At 66.2% G+C, this 20,558-nt stretch carries 13 protein-coding genes; all 13 read left to right on the forward strand.

Annotation, left to right across the window (positions count from 1 at the left end; translation table 11 throughout):
• The first annotated feature begins 43 nt into the window (after positions 1–43).
• The 13 genes from IEZ19_RS27710 to IEZ19_RS52655 all read left to right on the forward strand — a co-directional run bounded on the left by IEZ19_RS27710 (position 44) and on the right by IEZ19_RS52655 (position 20,319).
• Positions 44–2,668: a valine--tRNA ligase gene (locus IEZ19_RS27710; RefSeq protein WP_189314028.1), complete on the forward strand. Its 2,625-nt coding sequence runs from the start codon at positions 44–46 to the stop codon at positions 2,666–2,668.
• Positions 2,669–2,795: 127 nt separating this feature from the next.
• Complete coding sequence (folC, locus tag IEZ19_RS27715) at positions 2,796–4,280, forward strand: bifunctional tetrahydrofolate synthase/dihydrofolate synthase (RefSeq protein WP_189314029.1); 1,485 nt, start codon at positions 2,796–2,798, stop codon at positions 4,278–4,280.
• A gap of 7 nt (positions 4,281–4,287) precedes the next feature.
• Positions 4,288–4,653, forward strand: coding sequence for a DUF4233 domain-containing protein (locus IEZ19_RS27720; protein ID WP_189314030.1), 366 nt, complete (start codon positions 4,288–4,290; stop codon positions 4,651–4,653).
• Positions 4,654–4,717: 64 nt separating this feature from the next.
• Positions 4,718–5,131 (forward strand): nucleoside-diphosphate kinase, encoded by a 414-nt coding sequence (gene ndk / locus IEZ19_RS27725; RefSeq protein ID WP_189314031.1) that lies wholly within the window; start codon positions 4,718–4,720, stop codon positions 5,129–5,131.
• 324 nt (positions 5,132–5,455) lie between these two features.
• A complete protein-coding gene (locus IEZ19_RS27730; RefSeq protein WP_189314032.1) occupies positions 5,456–6,475 on the forward strand; it encodes a rod shape-determining protein in 1,020 nt (339 codons plus the stop codon).
• 161 nt (positions 6,476–6,636) lie between these two features.
• Positions 6,637–7,629: a rod shape-determining protein MreC gene (gene mreC, locus IEZ19_RS27735; RefSeq protein WP_189314033.1), complete on the forward strand. Its 993-nt coding sequence runs from the start codon at positions 6,637–6,639 to the stop codon at positions 7,627–7,629.
• 16 nt (positions 7,630–7,645) lie between these two features.
• Positions 7,646–8,320, forward strand: a complete 675-nt coding sequence (gene mreD, locus IEZ19_RS27740; RefSeq protein ID WP_189314034.1) for a rod shape-determining protein MreD — start codon at positions 7,646–7,648, stop codon at positions 8,318–8,320.
• Positions 8,321–8,400: 80 nt separating this feature from the next.
• Positions 8,401–10,662, forward strand: a complete 2,262-nt coding sequence (mrdA, locus tag IEZ19_RS27745) for a penicillin-binding protein 2 (RefSeq protein ID WP_189314035.1) — start codon at positions 8,401–8,403, stop codon at positions 10,660–10,662.
• The gene (rodA, locus tag IEZ19_RS27750) at positions 10,659–11,858 is read left to right on the forward strand and encodes a rod shape-determining protein RodA (protein WP_189314036.1); all 1,200 of its coding nucleotides are present in this window, start codon (positions 10,659–10,661) and stop codon (positions 11,856–11,858) included. The genes mrdA and rodA overlap by 4 nt, the downstream gene beginning before the upstream one ends.
• 156 nt (positions 11,859–12,014) lie before the next feature.
• A complete protein-coding gene (locus IEZ19_RS27755; protein WP_189314037.1) occupies positions 12,015–13,535 on the forward strand; it encodes a CYTH and CHAD domain-containing protein in 1,521 nt (506 codons plus the stop codon).
• A gap of 89 nt (positions 13,536–13,624) precedes the next feature.
• Positions 13,625–15,595, forward strand: a complete 1,971-nt coding sequence (locus tag IEZ19_RS27760; protein WP_189314038.1) for a TIGR03960 family B12-binding radical SAM protein — start codon at positions 13,625–13,627, stop codon at positions 15,593–15,595.
• 1,912 nt (positions 15,596–17,507) lie between these two features.
• Positions 17,508–19,931: an ATP-binding protein gene (locus tag IEZ19_RS27765; RefSeq protein ID WP_189314039.1), complete on the forward strand. Its 2,424-nt coding sequence runs from the start codon at positions 17,508–17,510 to the stop codon at positions 19,929–19,931.
• Positions 19,932–20,184: 253 nt separating this feature from the next.
• Positions 20,185–20,319, forward strand: coding sequence for a hypothetical protein (locus IEZ19_RS52655; RefSeq protein ID WP_268248676.1), 135 nt, complete (start codon positions 20,185–20,187; stop codon positions 20,317–20,319).
• The last annotated feature ends 239 nt before the right edge of the window (positions 20,320–20,558 follow it).

Genomic DNA, 20,558 nt, shown 5'->3' on the forward strand with positions numbered 1-20,558 from the left:
AGGCGTTTCGGGACTGGGTCGTGACACCTCTAAACTGACCCCCGTGACCGAGAACGCTCAGCAGCAGCCACCAGCGCCCGACACCGAACTGCCGACCCAGTACGCGCCGGCCGATGTAGAGGGGCCGCTGTACGAGCGCTGGGTAGAGCGCGGTTACTTCGAGGCGGACGCGAAGAGCGACAAGCCGCCGTACACGATCGTCATCCCGCCGCCGAACGTCACGGGCAGCCTGCACCTGGGCCACGCGTTCCAGCACACGCTCATGGACGCCCTCACCCGCCGCAAGCGGATGAAGGGCTTCGAGGCGCTCTGGCTGCCCGGCATGGACCACGCCGGTATCGCCACCCAGAACAAGGTCGAGCAGCAGCTCGCCGAGGAGGGCAAGTCCCGCCAGGACCTGGGCCGCGATGAGTTCGTCGAGCGCGTCTGGCAGTGGAAGGAGGAGTACGGCGGCAAGATCCTCGGCCAGATGCGCCGCCTCGGTGACGGCGTCGCCTGGTCCCGTGAGCGCTTCACCATGGACGAGGGCCTGTCCAAGGCCGTCCTCACCATCTTCAAGAAGCTCTACGACGACGAGCTGATCTACCGCGCCGAGCGCATCATCAACTGGTGTCCGCGTTGTCTGACGGCCATCTCGGACATCGAGGTGGAATATCAGGAGGACGACGGCGAACTCGTCTCCATCAAGTACGGCGAGGGCGACGAGACGCTCGTCGTTGCCACCACCCGCGCCGAGACGATGCTCGGTGACACCGCCGTCGCCGTCCACCCCGACGACGAGCGGTACAAGCACCTCGTCGGCAAGCTGATCAAGCTGCCACTGACCGACCGTTCCATCCCTGTCGTCGCGGACTCCCATGTCGACCCCGAGTTCGGCACCGGCGCCGTCAAGGTCACCCCGGCCCACGACCCGAACGACTTCGCGATCGGCCAGCGCCACGGCCTGGAGTCCATCACGGTCATGGACGAGCGCGCGGTGATCACCGCGCACGGCCCCTTCCAGGGCCTGGACCGCTTCGAGGCGCGCTCCGCCATCGTCGCGGCCCTGCGTTCCCAGGGCCGGATCGTCGCCGAGAAGCGGCCGTACGTCCACTCGGTCGGTCACTGCTCACGCTGCAAGACCACCATCGAGCCGCGGCTGTCGATGCAGTGGTGGGTCAAGGTCGGCCCGCTCGCCAAGGCCGCCGGTGACGCGGTCCGCGACGGCCGGGTGAAGATCCACCCCGAGGACATGTCGAAGCGGTACTTCGACTGGGTCGACAACATGCATGACTGGTGCATCTCGCGCCAGCTGTGGTGGGGTCACCGCATCCCCGTCTGGTACGGCCCGGACGGCGAGGTCGTCTGCGTCGGACCTGACGAGGAGCCCCCCACGGGCGAGGGCTGGCACCAGGACACCGATGTCCTCGACACCTGGTTCTCGTCCGGCCTGTGGCCGTTCTCCACGCTCGGCTGGCCCGAACAGACCGAGGATCTGCGGAAGTTCTACCCGACCGACGTCCTCCTCACCGGTCACGACATCATCTTCTTCTGGGTCGCCCGGATGATGATGTTCGGTCTGTACGCGATGGACGGCGAAGTCCCCTTCAAGACCATCGCTTTGACCGGTCTGGTCCGCGACGAGCGTGGCAAGAAGATGTCGAAGTCCTTCGGCAACGTCGTCGACCCGCTCGACTGGATGGACAAGTACGGCTCCGACGCCGTCCGCTTCACCCTGGCCCGTGGTGCCAACCCCGGCACGGACGTTCCGATCGGCGAGGACTGGGTCCAAGCGTCCCGGAACTTCGCCAACAAGATCTGGAATGCCACGCGCTTCGCGCTCATGAACGGCGCCACGGTCGAGGGCCCGCTGCCGGCTCCCGAGGAGCTGTCGGCCACCGACCGCTGGATCCTCTCCCGGCTGAACAAGACCGTCGCCGAAGTGGACGCGTTCTACGACGACTTCCAGTTCGCCAAGCTGTCGGACGCGCTGTACCACTTCGCGTGGGACGAGGTCTTCGACTGGTACGTCGAGCTGTCCAAGACGACGTTCCAGGCGGGCGGTGCCGCAGCCGAGGCGAGCAAGCGGGTCCTGGGCGAGGTCCTGGACGTCACCCTGAAGCTGCTGCACCCGGTGGTCCCCTTCGTCACCGACACCCTCTGGACCACTCTCACGGGCGGCGAGTCGGTCGTCATTGCGGAGTGGCCGACGGACAGCGGTTTCCGGGACGCGGCGGCCGAGCGGGAGATCGAGACGCTCCAGTCGGTCATCACCGAGGTCCGCCGCTTCCGCGCCGACCAGGGCCTCCAGCCCGGTCAGCGGGTTCCGGCGCGTCTGATCCTGGACGGTACGTCGCTGGCCCCGCACGGGGCGGCCATCCGCCAGCTGCTGCGCCTGCAGCCGGAGGGCGATTCCTTCACGGCCACGGCCACGCTCCCGGTCGCCGGTGCCGAGGTCGCTCTCGACCTCTCCGGCACGATCGACGTCGCGGCGGAGCGCAAGCGCCTCGCGAAGGACCTGGCCGCCGCGGAGAAGGAGAAGGCCCAGGCGACGGCGAAGCTCGGCAACGAGGCGTTCCTGGCGAAGGCGCCTGACCAGGTGGTGGACAAGATCCGCACGCGCCTGGCGAAGGCGGACGAGGACATCACGCGGATCGCCGCGCAGCTGGAGCGCTTGCCGCAGGCGTAGGTACGTCGGCGAGGGCCCCCGGTACTTTCCAGTGCCGGGGGCCCTTCCGTACCGGCCACGAACCGGCCGCAGTCGCTCGACAAGACCAGCCACCCCCCTCCATACGCACCGCCTTAGACTGGTCCCCGTGAGTGAAAGCGACCCCTTCGACGAGATCATCGAGGCCGAGACCGACCGTGACCCCGACCTCGCCGTCATCGAGGCCGGCAGCCGGACCCTGCGCACGCAGGGCGGCCGGCCACACGCCGACGTACCGGCCCGTCCCGAGGACCCCGAGGTCGACAAGGCCCTGCGGGAGGTCGAGACGGAGCTGGCCACCCGGTGGGGCGAGACCAAGCTGGAGCCGTCGGTCGCCCGCATCGCCGCGCTCATGGACGTCCTCGGGGAACCGCAGCGGGCGTACCCCTCGATCCACATCACGGGGACGAACGGCAAGACCTCCACGGCCCGCATGATCGAGGCGCTGCTCGGCGCCTTCGAGCTGCGCACCGGCCGCTACACCTCGCCGCACGTCCAGTCGATCACCGAGCGGATCAGCCTGGACGGCGCGCCGATCTCCGCCGAGCGGTTCGTCGAGACGTACCACGACATCAAGCCGTACATCGAGATGGTCGACGCCCAGCAGGAGTTCCGGCTCTCCTTCTTCGAAGTGCTCACGGGCATGGCGTACGCCGCCTTCGCGGACGCGCCCGTCGACGTGGCCGTCGTAGAGGTCGGGATGGGCGGCAGCTGGGACGCGACGAACGTGATCGACGGGGACGTCGCGGTCGTGACCCCCATCGACCTCGACCACACCGATCGGCTCGGTGAGACGCCTGCCGAGATCGCCGGGGAGAAGGCCGGCGTCATCAAGCAGGACGCGACGGTCATCATGGCGCAGCAGCCCGTGGACGCGGCGCAGGTGCTCCTGAAGAAGGCCGTCGAGGTCGACGCGACCGTGGCCCGCGAGGGTCTGGAGTTCGGCGCGGTCGAGCGCCAGGTCGCGGTCGGCGGGCAGCTCCTCACCCTGCGCGGTCTCGGCGGCGAGTACCCGGAGGTCTATCTCCCGCTGCACGGCGCACATCAGGCCCACAACGCCGCCGTCGCGCTCGCCGCGGTGGAGGCGTTCTTCGGCGTCGGCGCACAGCGCGCGGAGCCGCTGGACATCGACACGGTCCGCAAGGCATTCGCGGCCGTGTCCTCGCCGGGCCGTCTCGAGGTCGTACGGCGCTCACCGACGATCGTCCTGGACGCCGCGCACAATCCGGCGGGAGCGCGGGCGACGGCCGAGGCGGTCGGCGAGGCCTTCGACTTCAGCCGGCTCATCGGCGTCGTGGGCGCGAGCGGCGACAAGAACGTACGGGGGCTGCTCGAGGCCTTCGAGCCGATCTTCGCTGAGGTCGTCGTCACGCAGAACTCCAGCCACCGGGCGATGGACGCGGACGAGCTGGCCGCGATCGCGGTCGAGGTCTTCGGCGAGGACCGGGTCCAGGTCGAGCCGCGGCTGCCGGACGCCCTGGAGGCCGCGATCACGCTGGCCGAGGAGGAGGGCGAGTTCACGGGCGGCGGAGTGCTGGTCACGGGCTCGGTGATCACCGTGGGCGAGGCCCGCGTGCTGCTGGGAAGGGGCTGAGGACCCGATGCGTACGCTCTGCTCCTCCACGCTGATCGGCGAGTTCTTCGTCATCGGGTTCGCCGGTCTCGTCGCCATGAAGGACCCGGACCTGTCGACGTCGACGGTGTGGACGGTCAGCGGGATCGCGATGCTCCTGTGCGTGCTGCTGTGCGGTGTGGTGACGCGCCCGGGCGGGATCGCGCTGGGCTGGGCGTTGCAGATCGCGCTGATCGCCTCCGGTTTCGTCGTCCCGACGATGTTCTTCCTTGGCGTGGTGTTCGCCGCGCTGTGGTGGGCGTCGGTGCACTTCGGCAGGAAGATCGAGGAGGCGAAGGCGCGCTTCGCCGCGCAGTCCGGCGCCTCGGGGGCCGAAGGAGCTGACGCTGCGTAACAAGTGCGGCGCCCTGCCCTGTAGCCTCGTGCCACCGCATATGTCAGTAAGAAGGAGCCCTCCCGTGACCCAGCGCACCCTCGTCCTCCTCAAGCCCGACGCCGTACGTCGCGGGCTGACCGGCGAGATCATCAGCCGCATCGAGCGCAAGGCGGGCTGGACCATCACCGCGCTGGAGCTGCGCACGCTGGACCAGGACACGCTGGAGCAGCACTACGGCGAGCACAAGGGCAAGCCGTTCTACGAGCCGCTGGTCGAGTTCATGGCGTCCGGCCCGGTCGTCGCCATGATCGTCGAGGGCGAGCGCGTCATCGAAGGCCTGCGCGCGCTGGCCGGTCCGACGGACCCGATCGCCGCCGCGCCCGGTTCCATCCGCGGTGACTACGGCGTCATCGTCCGCGAGAACCTGATCCACGCCTCCGACTCCGAGGAGTCCGCGGAGCGCGAGGTCAAGATCTTCTTCCCGGACCGCGGCTGATGCCGTCACGGACTTCGGGCGTGCAAATTTTTCGCAGCTTTTTCTGAAGGTCCGTCAGTTCGACGTGATGCCTGACCTGGGGCGGCCGTTCGTTTTCGGTCGCCCCTTGGCATATGCGTGCCGATCGGGGGAACGAGTGCCCCCGATGGGCCGTCTCCACAAGCGAGGCGGTCGCACACATGCTGACAATGGCGAAGACCCTCGCGCAGTGTTCGTGCAGGCGCGTCTACGATGGAAGCCTTCACGTCACAGCACCCACTTCGCCGACCTGAAAAGCCCTCAAAAGCTCCCGGGAAGGCCAGACGAATCCTGATGGGGAACTCAATGTCGTTCATCGGCCGTGACATGGCTGTCGACCTCGGGACCGCCAACACGCTGGTGTACGTCAGGGGTCGCGGGATCGTACTCAACGAGCCGTCCGTTGTCGCGATCAACACCAACACCGGTGGGATCCTCGCGGTCGGTGCCGAAGCGAAGAAGATGATCGGGCGGACGCCGGGCAACATCGTCGCCGTGCGTCCTCTGAAGGACGGCGTGATCGCCGACTTCGAGATCACCGAGCGAATGCTCCGCTACTTCATTCTGAAGATCCACAAGCGGCGGTATCTCGCCCGGCCGCGTGTCGTCGTGTGCGTGCCCTCCGGCATCACCGGCGTCGAGCGCCGCGCCGTCATCGAGGCGTCGTCCCAGGCCGGCGCCCGCCAGGTGCACATCATCGAGGAGCCCATGGCCGCCGCCATCGGCTCCGGCCTGCCGGTCCACGAGGCCACGGGCAACATGGTGGTGGACATCGGTGGCGGCACGACGGAGGTCGCGGTCATCTCGCTCGGCGGCATCGTCACCGCCCAGTCCATCCGTGTCGCGGGCGACGAGCTGGACAACGCGATCATCCAGCACATCAAGAAGGAGTACAGCCTCCTTCTCGGTGAGCGGACGGCCGAACAGATCAAGATCACGATCGGTTCGGCGTACGACCTCGACGATGACGAACACACCGAAATCCGCGGCCGGGACCTCGTGTCCGGGCTGCCCAAGACCGTGGTCATCTCCGCCGCCGAGGTGCGCAAGGCGATCGAGGAGCCGGTAAACGCGATCGTCGACGCCGTCAAGACGACCCTCGACAAGTGCCCGCCGGAGCTGTCCGGTGACATCATGGACCGGGGCATCGTGCTGACCGGCGGCGGTGCCCTGCTGCGCGGCCTGGACGAAAGGCTTCGGCGCGAGACCGGCATGCCGATCCACATCGCCGAGGACCCGCTGGACAGCGTGGCGCTCGGCTCCGGAAAGTGTGTCGAGGAGTTCGAGGCGCTCCAGCAGGTCCTGGACGCCCAGCCGCGCAGATGACGCAACTCTTCGTTCCGCCGTACGAGGTGATCTCCTCTCGTACGGCGGAACGTTGATATAGAGACATAAGCTCCCACGAATGGGCCCCTTGGGATTGCGCATCGGGTCTGCGCTTTCCGGGTCCACCCGAATTCCTACGAGGAAGGGCACGGCCGCCGCACGTGAGGGACACGAAAGAGAGCCGGCTGCTCCTGGTGCTGCTGATCGCCATCGCGTTCGCGCTGATCACGGTGGATATTCGCGGTGGCCGGAACTCGCCGGTCGACGGCGCCCGGCAGGCCGCCGCCGCGGTCTTCGGCCCGATCGAGAACGGCGTGTCGTCGGCGGTCGATCCCGTCGGCAACGCCGTCTCCGCCGTCCGCGACTCCGGCGACAAGCACGACCGGCTGGCCAAGCTGGAGAAGGAGAACGCGACCCTCAAGGCGAAGCTGGGCAGCGACGACCGCAACCGCAGCCGCCTCAAGCAGCTCGACACGATGCTCAACGTCGCCGCGGAGGGGCAGTACGGCATCAAGGGCGCCGAAGTCATCGCCATAGGCGCGGCCCAGGGCTTCTCCTGGACCATCACCATCGACGTCGGCGCCAACGACGGCATCAAGCGCGACATGACCGTCCTCAACGGGGACGGACTCGTCGGTCGTGTCACCACCGTCGGCCCGGACGCCTCCACGGTCCTGCTGGCCAACGACCCCGACTTCACTGTCGGTACGCGCATGGAGGGCAGCGACGAGCTCGGCTTCGCCTCCGGGCAGGGTGACCGCCCGCTGCGCGTCGAACTCCTCAACGGCAAGGCGGAGGTGAAGAAGGGCGACCGGCTCGTCACCTTCGGCTCGCAGGCCGACCGGCCGTTCGTGCCCGGCGTCCCGGTCGGCGTCGTCTCCCGCGTCGACCCCTCCGGCGGCGGCCTGACCCGCACCGTCTACGTCACGCCGTTCGTCGGCTTCAGCCGCCTCGACATCGTCGGCGTCGTCGTCCAGCCCCCGAAGAAGGACCCGCGCGACGAGGTGCTCCCGGCGAAGCCCAAGCCCACCCCCACCCCGACGGTGACCGTCACGGTCACCCCGTCCGCCGACGCGACTGACGGAACGGCCACCGACGGAACGGCCACCGGCGGAACGGCCGCCGACGAGACCGCCGCCGACGAGACGCAGTAGTAGGAGCTGAACCCCCTTGCGTGTCAACCGGATCCTGCTCTCCACCGCCCTGGTCGTCGTCGCCCTGGTGATCCAGGTGAGCGTCCTCGCCCGGCTCCACCTTCCGGGTGCCGTCCCCGACATACTGCTGCTCACCGTCCTGGGCCTGGCCATGGTGTATGGCCATGTCGGCGGCGCCCTCGTCGGTTTCGGCGCCGGACTGCTCGCCGACCTCGCCCCGCCCGCCGACCACGCCGCCGGCCGCTACGCGCTGGTGCTGTGCGTGATCGGCTATCTCGCCGGGCTCATCAAGCCGGAGAACGGCCGCATCAAGTCGGCCACCGGACCCATGCTCGTGGTGGTTGCCGCCGCGATCGGCGCGACGGTGCTGTACGCCCTCGTCGGCGCCCTCGTCGGCGACACCACCGCCCGCCATGTCGGCCTGGGCAGCCTGCTGTTCACGGCCGCCCTGTACGACCTGCTGCTCGCGCCGTTCGTGGTCCCCGGGATCATGTTCCTGGCCCGCCGCGCCGACAACGACCCGCTCGCCGAGGCCGGCTCCTCGGCCAAGGGCAGCGACCTCTCCGCCGGCTGGCTCACGTCCGGCACGGGTCTGCGCATCGGCGGCCAGCGCGGTTTCGGCGGCCTGAAGAGCAAGGCCCGCGCCCGCACCGCGCGCGTCGGCCGCATCAAGGGGGTCAAGCGGCTGTGAGGACAAGGCGGTTCGGGGCGGGCGTTCACAGCTCCGTCCGATATGACTCGTACACGCACTGAGAGGGGGAGGCAGCCGCAGTGACCAACATTCCCGAGACCGGACGGACCCCACGGGTCCAGATCCGGCTCGTCGTGATCCAGATCCTCGTCCTCTCCCTGCTCGGGACCCTCGGCGGCCGGCTGTGGTACCTGCAGATCCGGGAGGGCGCCGAGTACCAGAAGGAGGCCTCCGGCAACCACGTCCAGCAGGTCGTCGCGCCCGCCGTGCGCGGCTCCATCCTGGACGCGCGCGGTGTGCCGCTGGCCGACAACGAGACCCGCCTGGTGGTCTCCGCCTCCCGCACCGACCTGCTGAAGCAGCCGGACGACGGCAAGGCGGTCCTGACCAAGCTGGCCGGAGTCCTCGGGATGAGCCCCGAGGAGGTCATGCTGAAGGTCCGGCTGTGCGACGCCAAGACGCCGCAGCCCTGTTGGAACGGCTCGCCGTACCAGCCGATCCCGATCACCGACGAGGCCACCGCCAAGCAGGCCCTGCAGATCCGCGAGCGCGCCGAGGACTTCCCCGGCATCACCGCCGAGCCGGAGGCCGTGCGCCGCTACCCCGGCCCCGGCAAGTCCAACACCGCCCAGGTGCTCGGCTATCTCTCGCCCGTCACCGACGACGAGATCCAGCAGGCCAAGGACAGCGCCTCGCCGTATCTGCGCTCCGACCAGGTCGGCCGCAGCGGGCTGGAGCGCGAGTACGACAAGGAACTGCGCGGCAAGGCCGGCGTCACCCGCTACGAGGTCGACAACCTCGGCCGCGTCATCGGCACGGCCCAGGCGGACGCCGCCGAGCCCGGCTCCAACCTGGTCACCAGCATCGACTCACGCGTCCAGCGCATCGCCGAGTTCGAGCTGGACCACGCCATGAAGGTCGCCCGCCAGCAGTTCGACAAGGTCACCAACGAGAACTACAAGGCCGACTCCGGCGCCGTCGTCGTGATGGAGGCCAAGACCGGCCGGATCGTCGCCATGGCGTCCGCGCCGACGTACGACCCGAACGTCTGGGTCGGCGGCATCTCCGCCAAGGACTACAAGCAGCTCACCGACAAGAACTCCGACTACCCGCTGCTCAACCGGGCCATCCAGGGCCAGTCCGCGCCGGGTTCGACGTTCAAGGTGGTTTCCACGGCCGCCGCGGTCGAGGCCGGGTACGCATGGGACGGCGGCTACCCCTGCACCAGCTCGTACTCGGTCGGCAGCCAGGTCTTCAAGAACTTCGAGGGGGAGAGCTTCGGCCCGATCTCGCTCGGCCGGGCGCTGGAGGTCTCCTGCGACACCGTCTTCTACGGCCTCTCCGACCGCGAGTGGAAGAAGGACGGCGGCATCAACCCCAAGAAGGGCCAGCCCAAGGACTACTTCTACAAGGCCGCCCACCAGTTCGGCCTCGGCAAGGAGACCGGCATCGACCTGCCCAACGAGGTCACCGGCCGTGTCCCCGACCGCCAGTGGAAGCAGGACTACTGGAAGGCCAACAAGGACTCCTGGTGCAAGTCCGGTAAGAAGGACGGCAGTTACGTCGAGAAGATCGCGTACGAGAACTGCCTCGAGGGCAACAGGATGCGCGAGGGCGACTCGATCAACTACTCCATCGGCCAGGGTGACACCCTGCTCACCCCCATCCAGGAGGCCGTGATCTACGGGGCGCTCGCCAACGGCGGCACGATGTACACGCCGTCCATCGGCAAGGCGGTCATCAGCCCCGACGGCAAGTCGGTCCAGGAGATCAAGCCGAAGAAGAAGGGCCGGCTGCCCGTCAACCAGGCGACGATCAAGGGCATGGACGAGGCGCTCCAGGGCGTCATCACCCGCGGTACCGCCGCCTGGAAGTTCAGCGGCTGGCCGCAGGACAAGATCACCCTGCACGCCAAGACCGGTACGGCGGAGGTCTACGGCAAGCAGACCACGTCCTGGCTGGCCACGTACTCCAAGGACTACACGGTCATCATGACCATCGCCCAGGCCGGTACGGGTTCCGGCGCCTCCGGTGAGGCCGTGCGCAACATCTACAGCGCGATGTACGGCGTCCAGCCGGACGGCTCGATCGACAAGAAGAAGGCGCTGCTGCCCGAGCCGGAGACGAAGCTGCCCAAGGTCCGCACCGACGGCACGATCAAATCCCCGAAGGTCTCCGACGACCCGGCCAAGGACATCCAGGTCACGCCGTCCGGGTCACCGTCCCCGGACGACGGCTCGCAGCCCCCGGCGACGACCACCTCCTCGCCGGGCAACGGCAACCGCGACACCCGCAGGCGCGCCCGCAGGAGGCCCCGCCGCAGGAGGGTGATGCCGGCATGACCGGCGCGAACAGCTTCTCCGTCTCCGGGTACGGCCCCCAGCGCGCCGGCTGGACCCGGCTCTTCGCCCGCGACTCGCTGGCCCGCCGCCTGGACTGGCCGATGCTGCTGTCGGCCCTCGCCCTGTCGATGATCGGCTCGCTGCTGGTCTACTCCGCGACCCGCAACCGCACCGAGATCAACCAGGGCGACCCGTACTACTTCCTGATCCGGCACCTCATGAACACCGGTATCGGGCTCGCCCTGATGGTCGGCACGGTCTGGCTCGGCCATCGCGGCCTGCGCAACGCCGTACCGATCCTCTACGGCCTCTCGGTCTTCGGCATCCTGCTGGTGCTGACCCCGCTCGGCTCCACGGTCAACGGCGCGCACTCGTGGATCGTGCTCGGCGGCGGCTTCTCGCTCCAGCCCTCCGAGTTCGTGAAGATCACGATCATCCTGGGCATGGCGATGCTGCTCGCGGCCCGGGTCGACGCGGGCGACAGGAAGTACCCCGACCACCGCACGGTCCTGCAGGCCCTCGGCCTGGCCGCCGTCCCGATACTGATCGTCCTGCTCATGCCCGACCTCGGCTCGGTCATGGTCATGGTCGTCATCATCCTGGGCGTCCTGCTCGCCTCCGGCGCGTCCAACCGCTGGGTCTTCGGCCTCATCACGGCGGGCGCGGTCGGCGCGATCGCGGTGTGGCAGCTGCACATCCTGGACGAGTACCAGATCAACCGCTTCGCGGCCTTCGCCAACCCGGCGCTCGACCCCGCGGGCGTCGGCTACAACACCAATCAGGCCCGCATCGCGATCGGTTCGGGCGGTCTGACGGGCGCGGGCCTGTTCCACGGTTCCCAGACCACCGGCCAGTTCGTCCCCGAGCAGCAGACGGACTTCGTCTTCACGGTCGCGGGCGAGGAACTCGGCTTCCTGGGCGCGGGCCTGATCATCGTCCTGCTCGGCGTGGTCCTGTGGCGCGCCTGCCGCATCGCCCGCGAGACGACGGAGCTGTACGGCACGATCGTCGCCGCCGGAATCGTCGCCTGGTTCGTCTTCCAGGCCTTCGAGAACATCGGCATGACCCTCGGCATCATGCCGGTCACGGGCCTTCCCCTGCCGTTCGTGTCGTACGGCGGTACGTCGATGTTCGCGGTCTGGGTGGCGGTGGGACTGCTGCAGTCGATCAGGGTGCAGCGGCCGATGTCGGCGTAGGGCTTCTACGGGCAGACCGGGCGGCGCTTCTCACGAGCGGCGCCCGGCATCCCGGGCCCCACACGGACCAGCCATCTTTCCCTCTCGTGCAGTTTGCCCGCCATTCACCTCGGTCTTCCCCTGCCGTCCGGGCCCGTGTGCCACTAGATTCAGTTCATGGCGGATGCGAAACGCGAAATCGAGCGCAAGTACGAATCCGACGACAGTGGCCTGCCCGACCTGACCGGCGTCGGCAAGGTGACGACGGTCCTGGACAAGGGCGTCGTGGAGCTGGACGCCACCTACTACGACACCGAGGACGAGCGCCTGGCCAGGAGCGCCCTCACCCTGCGCCGGCGCACCGGCGGCTCCGACGCCGGCTGGCACCTGAAGTTCCCCGTGAGCCGCGACGTCCGGGACGAGATCAGGGCCCCGCTCTCCGACACCCTGCCCCACAGCCTCGCCGCCCTCGTGCGCTCCCGCGTCCGCGACACCGAACTGCGCCCCGTCGTCCGCCTCCGCTCCGCCCGCGACGTACGCCACCTCGTCGACGCCGACGGCCGGGTGCTCGCCGAGGTCAGCGTGGACGACGTGACGGCCGACCGGCTCTCCGGCCCCGGCGAGGGCGCCAAGGCCCAGTGGACCGAGATCGAGGTGGAACTCGCCGACGACGTGGACCCGGCCCTCCTCGACAAGGTGGAGAAACGGCTGCGCAAGGCGGGCGTACGACCGTCGTCGTCCCCCTCGAAGCTGGCCCGGGCCCTGGCCGAAACCACTCCGAAGGCGAAGCAGCCCAAGCGCAAGCAGCCCGGAGAGCCGCCCGAACCGCAGACCGCCGGCGACCACGTCCTCGCATACGTCCGCGCCCAGCGCGACGCGATCGTCGGACTGGACCCGGCGGTACGCCGCGACGAGTACGACTCGGTGCACAGCATGCGCGTCGCGACCCGCCGTATGCGCAGCGCTTTCCGCTCGTACGGCAAGATCCTCGACCGCACCGTCACCGACCCCGTCGGCGAGGAGCTGAAATGGCTCGCGGCCGAGCTGGGCGTCGACCGCGACCGCGAGGTGCTCACCGACCACATCACCAGCGCCCTCGGCGACCTGCCCCGCACCCTGGTCTCCGGCCCGGTCCGCACCCGCCTGCGCACCTGGGCGAACGCCCGCCGCGGCGGATCGCGCCGGCGGCTCATCGGCGTACTGGACTCCAAGCGCTATCTGACCCTCCTCGACACCCTGGACGCCCTGGTCGCGGACCCGCCCCTGCGCGCGGCGGCCGCCGGCAAGCCGGAAAAGGTGATCGCCAAGGTCGTACGGAAGGATTTCGCGCGCCTCTCCGCGCTGGTGGAGCAGGCCATCGACCTGACGCCCGGCCAGGACCGCGACCTCGCCCTCCACGAGGCCCGCAAGAAGGCCAAGCGGGCCCGGTACGCGGCGGAGGCGGCCACCCCCGCCCTCGGCGACCCGGCCGCCGACCTGACCAAGTCCATGAAGTCCCTGCAGACCCTGCTCGGCGACCACCAGGACAGCGTCATGGTGCGCCTGACCCTGCGGGAGCTGGCCGCCGTGGCACACGCGGCAGGGGAGAGCTCGTTCACGTACGGGGTGCTGTACGGACGCGAGGAGCAGCGCGCGGCGGCGGTGGAGGCCGAGCTGCCGGGTGTCTGGGCGGAGACCGAGGCAGGGGCATCCGTCTGAGCGGACGAGGGAGGTCTCCGATCGTACGAGGACGGTCTCCCGGCGGGTTACGCTAGATGGTCCCCTGTCAGCTCACGAAGGTTCGCGAGATGCCTGCCGAGGCCGCCGAGTCTGTGTTTCCGCAGCTCGAAGCACTGCTCCCACACGTGCAGAAGCCCATCCAGTACGTCGGCGGAGAGCTCAACTCCACGGTCAAGCCCTGGGAGTCGTGCGACGTCCGCTGGGCGCTCATGTACCCGGACGCGTACGAGGTCGGCCTGCCCAACCAGGGCGTCATGATCCTCTACGAGGTACTGAACGAACAGGAGGGCACCCTCGCCGAGCGCACCTACAGCGTGTGGCCGGACCTCGAGGCGCTGATGCGCGAGCACGGCGTCCCGCAGTTCACGGTGGACAGCCACCGTCCGGTGCGCGCCTTCGACGTGTTCGGGCTCAGCTTCTCGACGGAACTGGGCTACACGAACATGCTGGCGGCGCTGGACCTGGCCGGCATCCCCCTGGAGTCGAAGAACCGTGGGCTGGACGACCCGATCGTCCTGGCGGGCGGCCACGCGGCCTTCAACCCGGAACCGATCGCGGACTTCATCGACGCGGCGATCATCGGCGACGGCGAGCAGGCCGTGCTGGACATGACGAAGATCATCCGTGAGTGGAAGGCGGAGGGCCGCCCGGGCGGCCGCGAGGAGGTCCTCTTCCGCCTGGCCCGCACCGGTGAGGTCTACATCCCGGCGTTCTACGACGTCGAGTACCTCCCGGACGGCCGTATCGCCCGCGTGGTCCCCAACAAGTCGGGCGTCCCGTGGCGCGTGTCGAAGCACACGGTCATGGACCTGGACGAGTGGCCGTACCCCAAGCAGCCCCTGGTCCCCCTGGCCGAGACGGTCCACGAGCGCATGTCGGTGGAGATCTTCCGCGGCTGCACGCGGGGCTGCCGCTTCTGCCAGGCGGGTATGATCACGCGACCGGTGCGTGAGCGCTCGATCACGGGCATCGGCGAGATGGTGGACAAGGGCCTGAAGGCGACGGGCTTCGAGGAGGTGGGCCTCCTGTCCCTGTCCTCGGCGGACCACAGCGAAATCGGGGACATCGCAAAGGGCCTGGCGGACCGCTACGAGGACGACAAGATCGGCCTCTCCCTCCCGTCCACCCGGGTGGACGCGTTCAACATCGACCTGGCGAACGAGCTGACGAGGAACGGCCGCCGCTCGGGCCTCACCTTCGCCCCTGAGGGCGGCTCGGAGCGCATCCGCAAGGTCATCAACAAGATGGTCTCGGAGGAAGACCTCATCCGTACGGTGGCAACGGCGTACGGCAACGGCTGGCGCCAGGTGAAGCTGTACTTCATGTGCGGTCTGCCGACGGAGACCGACGAGGACGTCCTGCAGATCGCCGACATGGCGACGCGGGTGATCCAGAAGGGCCGCGAGGTCTCGGGCTCGAACGACATCCGCTGCACGGTCTCGATCGGCGGCTTCGTCCCCAAGCCCCACACGCCGTTCCAGTGGGCCCCGCAGCTCTCGGCCGGGGAGACGGACGCGCGCCTCGAAAAGCTGAGGGACAAGATCCGGGGCGACAAGAAGTACGGCCGCTCGATCGGCTTCCGCTACCACGACGGCAAGCCGGGCATCGTGGAGGGCCTGCTCTCCCGCGGCGACCGCCGCATCGGCGAGGTCATCCGCGCGGTCTACGAGGACGGCGGCCGCTTCGACGGCTGGCGCGAGCATTTCTCGTACGACCGCTGGATGCAGTGCGCCGACAAGGCCCTCGAGCCCTTCGGCGTGGACGTCGACTGGTACACCACCCGCGAGCGCGCCTACGAGGAGGTCCTCCCCTGGGACCACCTCGACTCGGGCCTGGACAAGGACTGGCTCTGGGAGGACTGGCAGGACGCCCTCGACGAAACAGAGGTCGACGACTGCCGCTGGACGCCGTGCTTCGACTGCGGGGTGTGCCCGCAGATGGATACTTGGGTACAAGTAGGCCCGACCGGCAAGAAGTTGCTGCCGCTGACGGTCAAGAACGCAGGTCCGACGCCGGCTTCGAGTGGCCACGCGCACTGACGTGAGTGAGGCACTCGATCGGGTGATTGAGGCGCTGGCGGGGGCGAGCAAAGAGGAGGTGGTCGCTGCGTTGGCTGCGGCCGGTGCTTCGAGCTCTCGCCCGTCGGCGGCCGCGGCCCCTGTGCTCTCTCGGACGCCGCTGCCAAGCCCTAGGCGAGCTCCACACATCGTCTCCGAGGTGGAGTGGGTCTGAGGTTCATTCCACGCCTGTGCGCGACTACGTGGCCCCGTGAGCCCCTTCCCTGATTGGGAGGGGGCTCGTTGGCGTTCGGTGACCCGTGAGTTCGCGGGTTGGCGCTGCGGAGTGCTCAACGTAGCTGAGTTGCAACTTGCTCTACGTCGTCACGTCCGGGGAGCTTGTCCTGCGCCACTCGCCGTACGTGATCGATGCGCAGCCTTCTCAAGCTGATACTGGCTGCACTGACTCTGCCCACCGCGGCGACAGGAGTGGTTGACTTTGTACCGCACGAGTGGGGACCAGCACACGAGCACGAGTCGGGCTGGTCCGCAGGGCTGACGCTGAGGGGAATCGACAGCCGATGAGCGGAAGACAACGTTGGGTACTGGTGTCAACAGGTCTCGTCCTGGCGGTACTCGCTGGAGCACTGACGCTCCTGAGCTGGGATCGTGCGAATCAAGTGGCTGGCGTGATCTCCGCGCTAGTGGGTGTGGCTGGTTTGGGAACGAGCGTGTGGGCGGCTATGGCGGGTTCCGGTACTAAATCTGCCGTAATTAGCGACACAGGAGCGGCCACATCGACAGGCGGAATGGCTAACACTGGATTCATTGCCACTTCAACCACTGAAACACCTCATTCACTAACTGTTAGAAACACCGGTAATGCGGAGTCGGAAAGTGGAGACGCCAACACCGGCTTTCAAGGAAATTGAAAGTCCCTTGCGCTGGTGACCACTACCCGAAGACAGACAGAGGAGGTGAGTGATCGATGACTGATGGCGGACGTATGATCGTTAAGGGAACCGGACAGTCGTCAGCAGAAGGCGCCGTCGCATTTTCAAATACGGGAGTGATTAATGGCTCAGTTAATGTAGCTGCGCCGACTGTCCCAGTTTCCGGATACCTGTTGCAAGTGGAAGCTATCTCTGCGACGGATTTCCGTGGCCGCGATAGCGAGCTGGAACAACTGGCTCGCTTTTGTACGGCCCAAGGTTCCGCGAGTGCACAGGATGTTTACTGGCGATGGCTAGCGCCGGCTTGGGCAGGCAAATCAGCCCTGATGGCCAGCTTTGTTCTTCACCCGCCCCGGGACACGGATATCGTTTCGTTTTTCATTACGTCTCGACTGGCTCGACAAAACGATGCTTCAGCTTTTTGTGAGGTTGTGCAGCGACAGCTATATGCGCTACTCGGTGAAGAGGAGCCGCTGACTACCCCGCATACACGCGACGAGCAACTACGCCTCGCAATGACGCGGGCTGCAGTTTTTTGTGTTTCTCGGGGAAGGCGGCTTGTTCTAGTGGTGGATGGGGTGGATGAGGACCGGGGAGTTACGTCCGGTCCAGATAGCCACAGCATTGCAGCACTGTTGCCCCGTGTGCCACCCCATGGAATGCGTATAGTCTTGGCCGGCCGCCCACACCCGCCAATACCAGATGATGTACCTATGGATCATCCGCTGCGAAATCCCATAATCGATCACTGGCTTGAGCCATCTCAATTTGCTCAGGCGGTGAGAATAGATGCAGAGCGAGATTTGTTGAGACTCTTGGGAAGCGAGGGGTTGGGACGTCATCTAGTTGCCTTCTTGGTAGCCGCAGGGGGAGGCTTGAGTGCGAATGATCTTGCGACGCTGACTAAGAGTCGCGCCAGATTGGTTGAACGCGAGCTTTCCGCTGTCAGCGGGCGCAGTTTTCAAATGAGATCCGCGCACTGGGGACCGCGAGGTTCCCGCTTGTACCTGCTGGCACATGAAGAAATCCAGCAAAGCGCGTTACAACTGATCACCGAGACCGAGTTGTCGGATTATCGGACGCAGCTTTATCAATGGGCAGACGCCTACCAGCAAAAAGGCTGGCCGGAATCGACGCCTGAGTATCTCCTACGCGGCTACACGCAGCTTCTCCGGGAAGCTGGAGATGCAACACGATTGGCCGCATTGGCTTGCGACAATGCCCGACATGAAAGGTTGTGGCAGGTTACAGGCGCAGATCTGGAGGCACTTACTGAAATCTCAATGTGTTTCGATCATATACTTACTGCTGGGACTGAAATTGGTGAGCAAGAAACCGCTACTGCCGTATCTCTCGCTATAAGCCGTGACAAGTTGCGGGATCGTATGGAGCATCTTCCATCGAACTTGGTGGGGCTTTGGGCCAAGCTTGGGAACGTCGATCGAGCTATAAATCTCGCGCGATCCCAAGAACAGTCTTATAGGGGGATAGGATCCCTGATCGCTGTGGCTGAGGCACTGTCTGCTTCACATGGCGTCAAACAGGCGCTTTCTCTGGCTAACAGTATCAACGACTCCGGTGACCACGACACGTGCTTGGGGAAGATCGCTGTTGTTCTTGCCAGAACAGATAGCTCCGAAGCGCTGAGCATTGCGAGCACTATTCTGAATGCAGAGAAACGGGCCAAAGCTTATACAGCCATCGCGCATGAACTGGCTCAGGCAGGAAGGCAGTCGGAGGCCGAGGACACTGTTGACCAAAGTCTTGGCGTCATCAACGCAGTGGGTGACCTCTTTCGCCGGGCGGGACTACTCGCGACAGTTGCCAAAGTTTTCTCCTCCATCGGAAATCAGGACCGCGCCGTGGACGTCGCAGAAGCGGCGGTAAGTATTGCGGAGGCGGTCAATCCTGTTTACCGACGCGCCCAAGCCCTGGGCATAGTCGCCCAAAAGGTAGCGGCGCCAGACTTCAATACAGCTGTTGACATTTCTCGGAAAGCGGCGAAACTACTTCTAGTTCTCAATGCTGATGAGGAGAAACTTTGGGCAGCGCGCATAGTCGCTCCGGCTCTGTCTGTGACAGGCCTACATGATCAAGCGATCGAACTTCCCTACCTCTTGGCGAGCGATGAATTTGATCGCGCCGAGATGTTTTCGGAGATCGGCATCGCCTTGGCGCAGGCCGGCAACCCTGAAAGAGCGCTAGGGCTTGCGCGAAGCATCGAATTCCCAAGCCAACAAGCCAAAGTGTTGATCGCTGCTGCCGAGGCGCTCGTGAAGGCCGGTCAACAATCACGGGCTGTCCACGTAGCTCATCGGGTTTTGAAGGTGGCTGTCAGGACTGAACTCGACTGGCAAATTGAGATCATGGCAAGCGCGGCGGAGGTCCTCAAAATGGCTGGCCATGATGATCAAGCCACATCTATTGCGTCTGAGGCCACGGAGTTAGCGAGAAATCGGCTTAGTCCCCGAAACAGAGTAAAAAGGCTGACTGAGATGGTTGTGGCTCTCGACAGAGTCGGTTTGGGTGACCGATCGCTTGCTCTTGCTCAACGAGCAAAGGAAGTAGCTGAAACGGAAACCCGCATTTATGGACGTGTACTCGCCCTTGCAACGGTAGCTAAGGCGTTTGCTGGCGTGGGTCTCGACGAGGAAGCGAGAGCGCTCTTCTCTCACCTGATTGATACTGCACGCGTGAGAATACATCCCTCTGAGCGACCTGAGAGCCTGTCTAACATCGCCATCGCCCTGGCCGACGTGGGGAATCACCGCGAGGCGAGCGATCTCGCTAATGAGATTTTGGAGAATTCACGCAGCGCATCTAGCCCATACCGGGAAGACTGGGGAAAGGACGCGGCCGCGCGGGCCTTCATCGCGGCAGGGGCACACGAGGAAGCTATGGCAGTGGTTCACGAGCTACCCGAATCAATGATCCCAGAGCTTCTTTCCTCGATTACCGGAAGCTTGATCGCAGCTGGTAAATTGGAGCATGCCTTCGAGGCCGCAGAAGAAATCGAAAATCAAAGAGAGCGGGACCGTGCCATCGGTTACCTTGCTGGCGCTTTGGCTGCAAGGGGAGATATGGATGCATCGTTAAACCTGATGGAGGACATTTCTCAGCAGGTCATGAAAGACAGAGCGATTCCACAAATTGTTGCGGGGCTGGCAAAATCTGGCAACATAGAGGACGCTTTGAGGTTGACTGACGAGATAGTATCCGAGCAATATCAGAGCACAGCAATTGGGGCCATCTCCGCATCGTGCGGGCCGACACCCCAGGGTCGACTTCTTCTGGTCAAGGCCTTGTCTTTGGGGCACTGGAGTTCTCTTATATGGCAGATATGTTCTGTAGCGCCAGAGGTTATTTCCGCTACTGCTGACCATCTATCGGAAGATGGTCTAGAGGATGTCTCCTCTAAGCGTTAGCTCGGGTTCACGCAAACGTTCTGGGTGAATCGTAAGTTCAGACTCTCAATCATGTCGGACACCCTCTCGCTTCGCGGACATGGAGTGGGTACGGTCGTGGCCGTGGCTGGCGTCGCGTCGGGTTGGTCACCCATGGACGTGCGCTGGTTGATCGCGCGCGACTAGGGGAGCTGGTACGGGCATGACGGTTGACGCTGCTCAATAGGAAGAGGGGGTTCACGTCGGCCAGGGCTACGCGGGTGATGAGTGCCGCGTGCCGGACCTCGATGGCAGAGGTGCGGAGCTGATTCGTCTCGGAGAGAACTTCTACTACACGCCCGAAGCGCTCAAGGCGCCGGGCAACACACATGTGGATGCCCCGGGCGAACCGGGAAAGGTGAGGTACTGACCTCGATTCTTCAGCGGTGTGACGGCGTCGCCGTGTGCGGCTGGCTGCCCGTTATGTCCCTTGCCGTGTAGGGACGGGTCGTCGCGTGACGCCGCGGGGCGTCGGGTTCCACGGGCCCGAGGGTGCTGCGGTCCTCTCCTCTCCGGTGCTGTCGGGGTGGTGACCGGCCGTCAGGTACCGGCCGGAAGTTCGGTGGTGCGCCTCCAGGCGAGGGTGAACGCGTCGGCCCAGGGCCAGGT

The organism is Streptomyces brasiliensis, from assembly GCF_014647875.1.
Classification (GTDB): domain Bacteria; phylum Actinomycetota; class Actinomycetes; order Streptomycetales; family Streptomycetaceae; genus Streptomyces; species Streptomyces brasiliensis.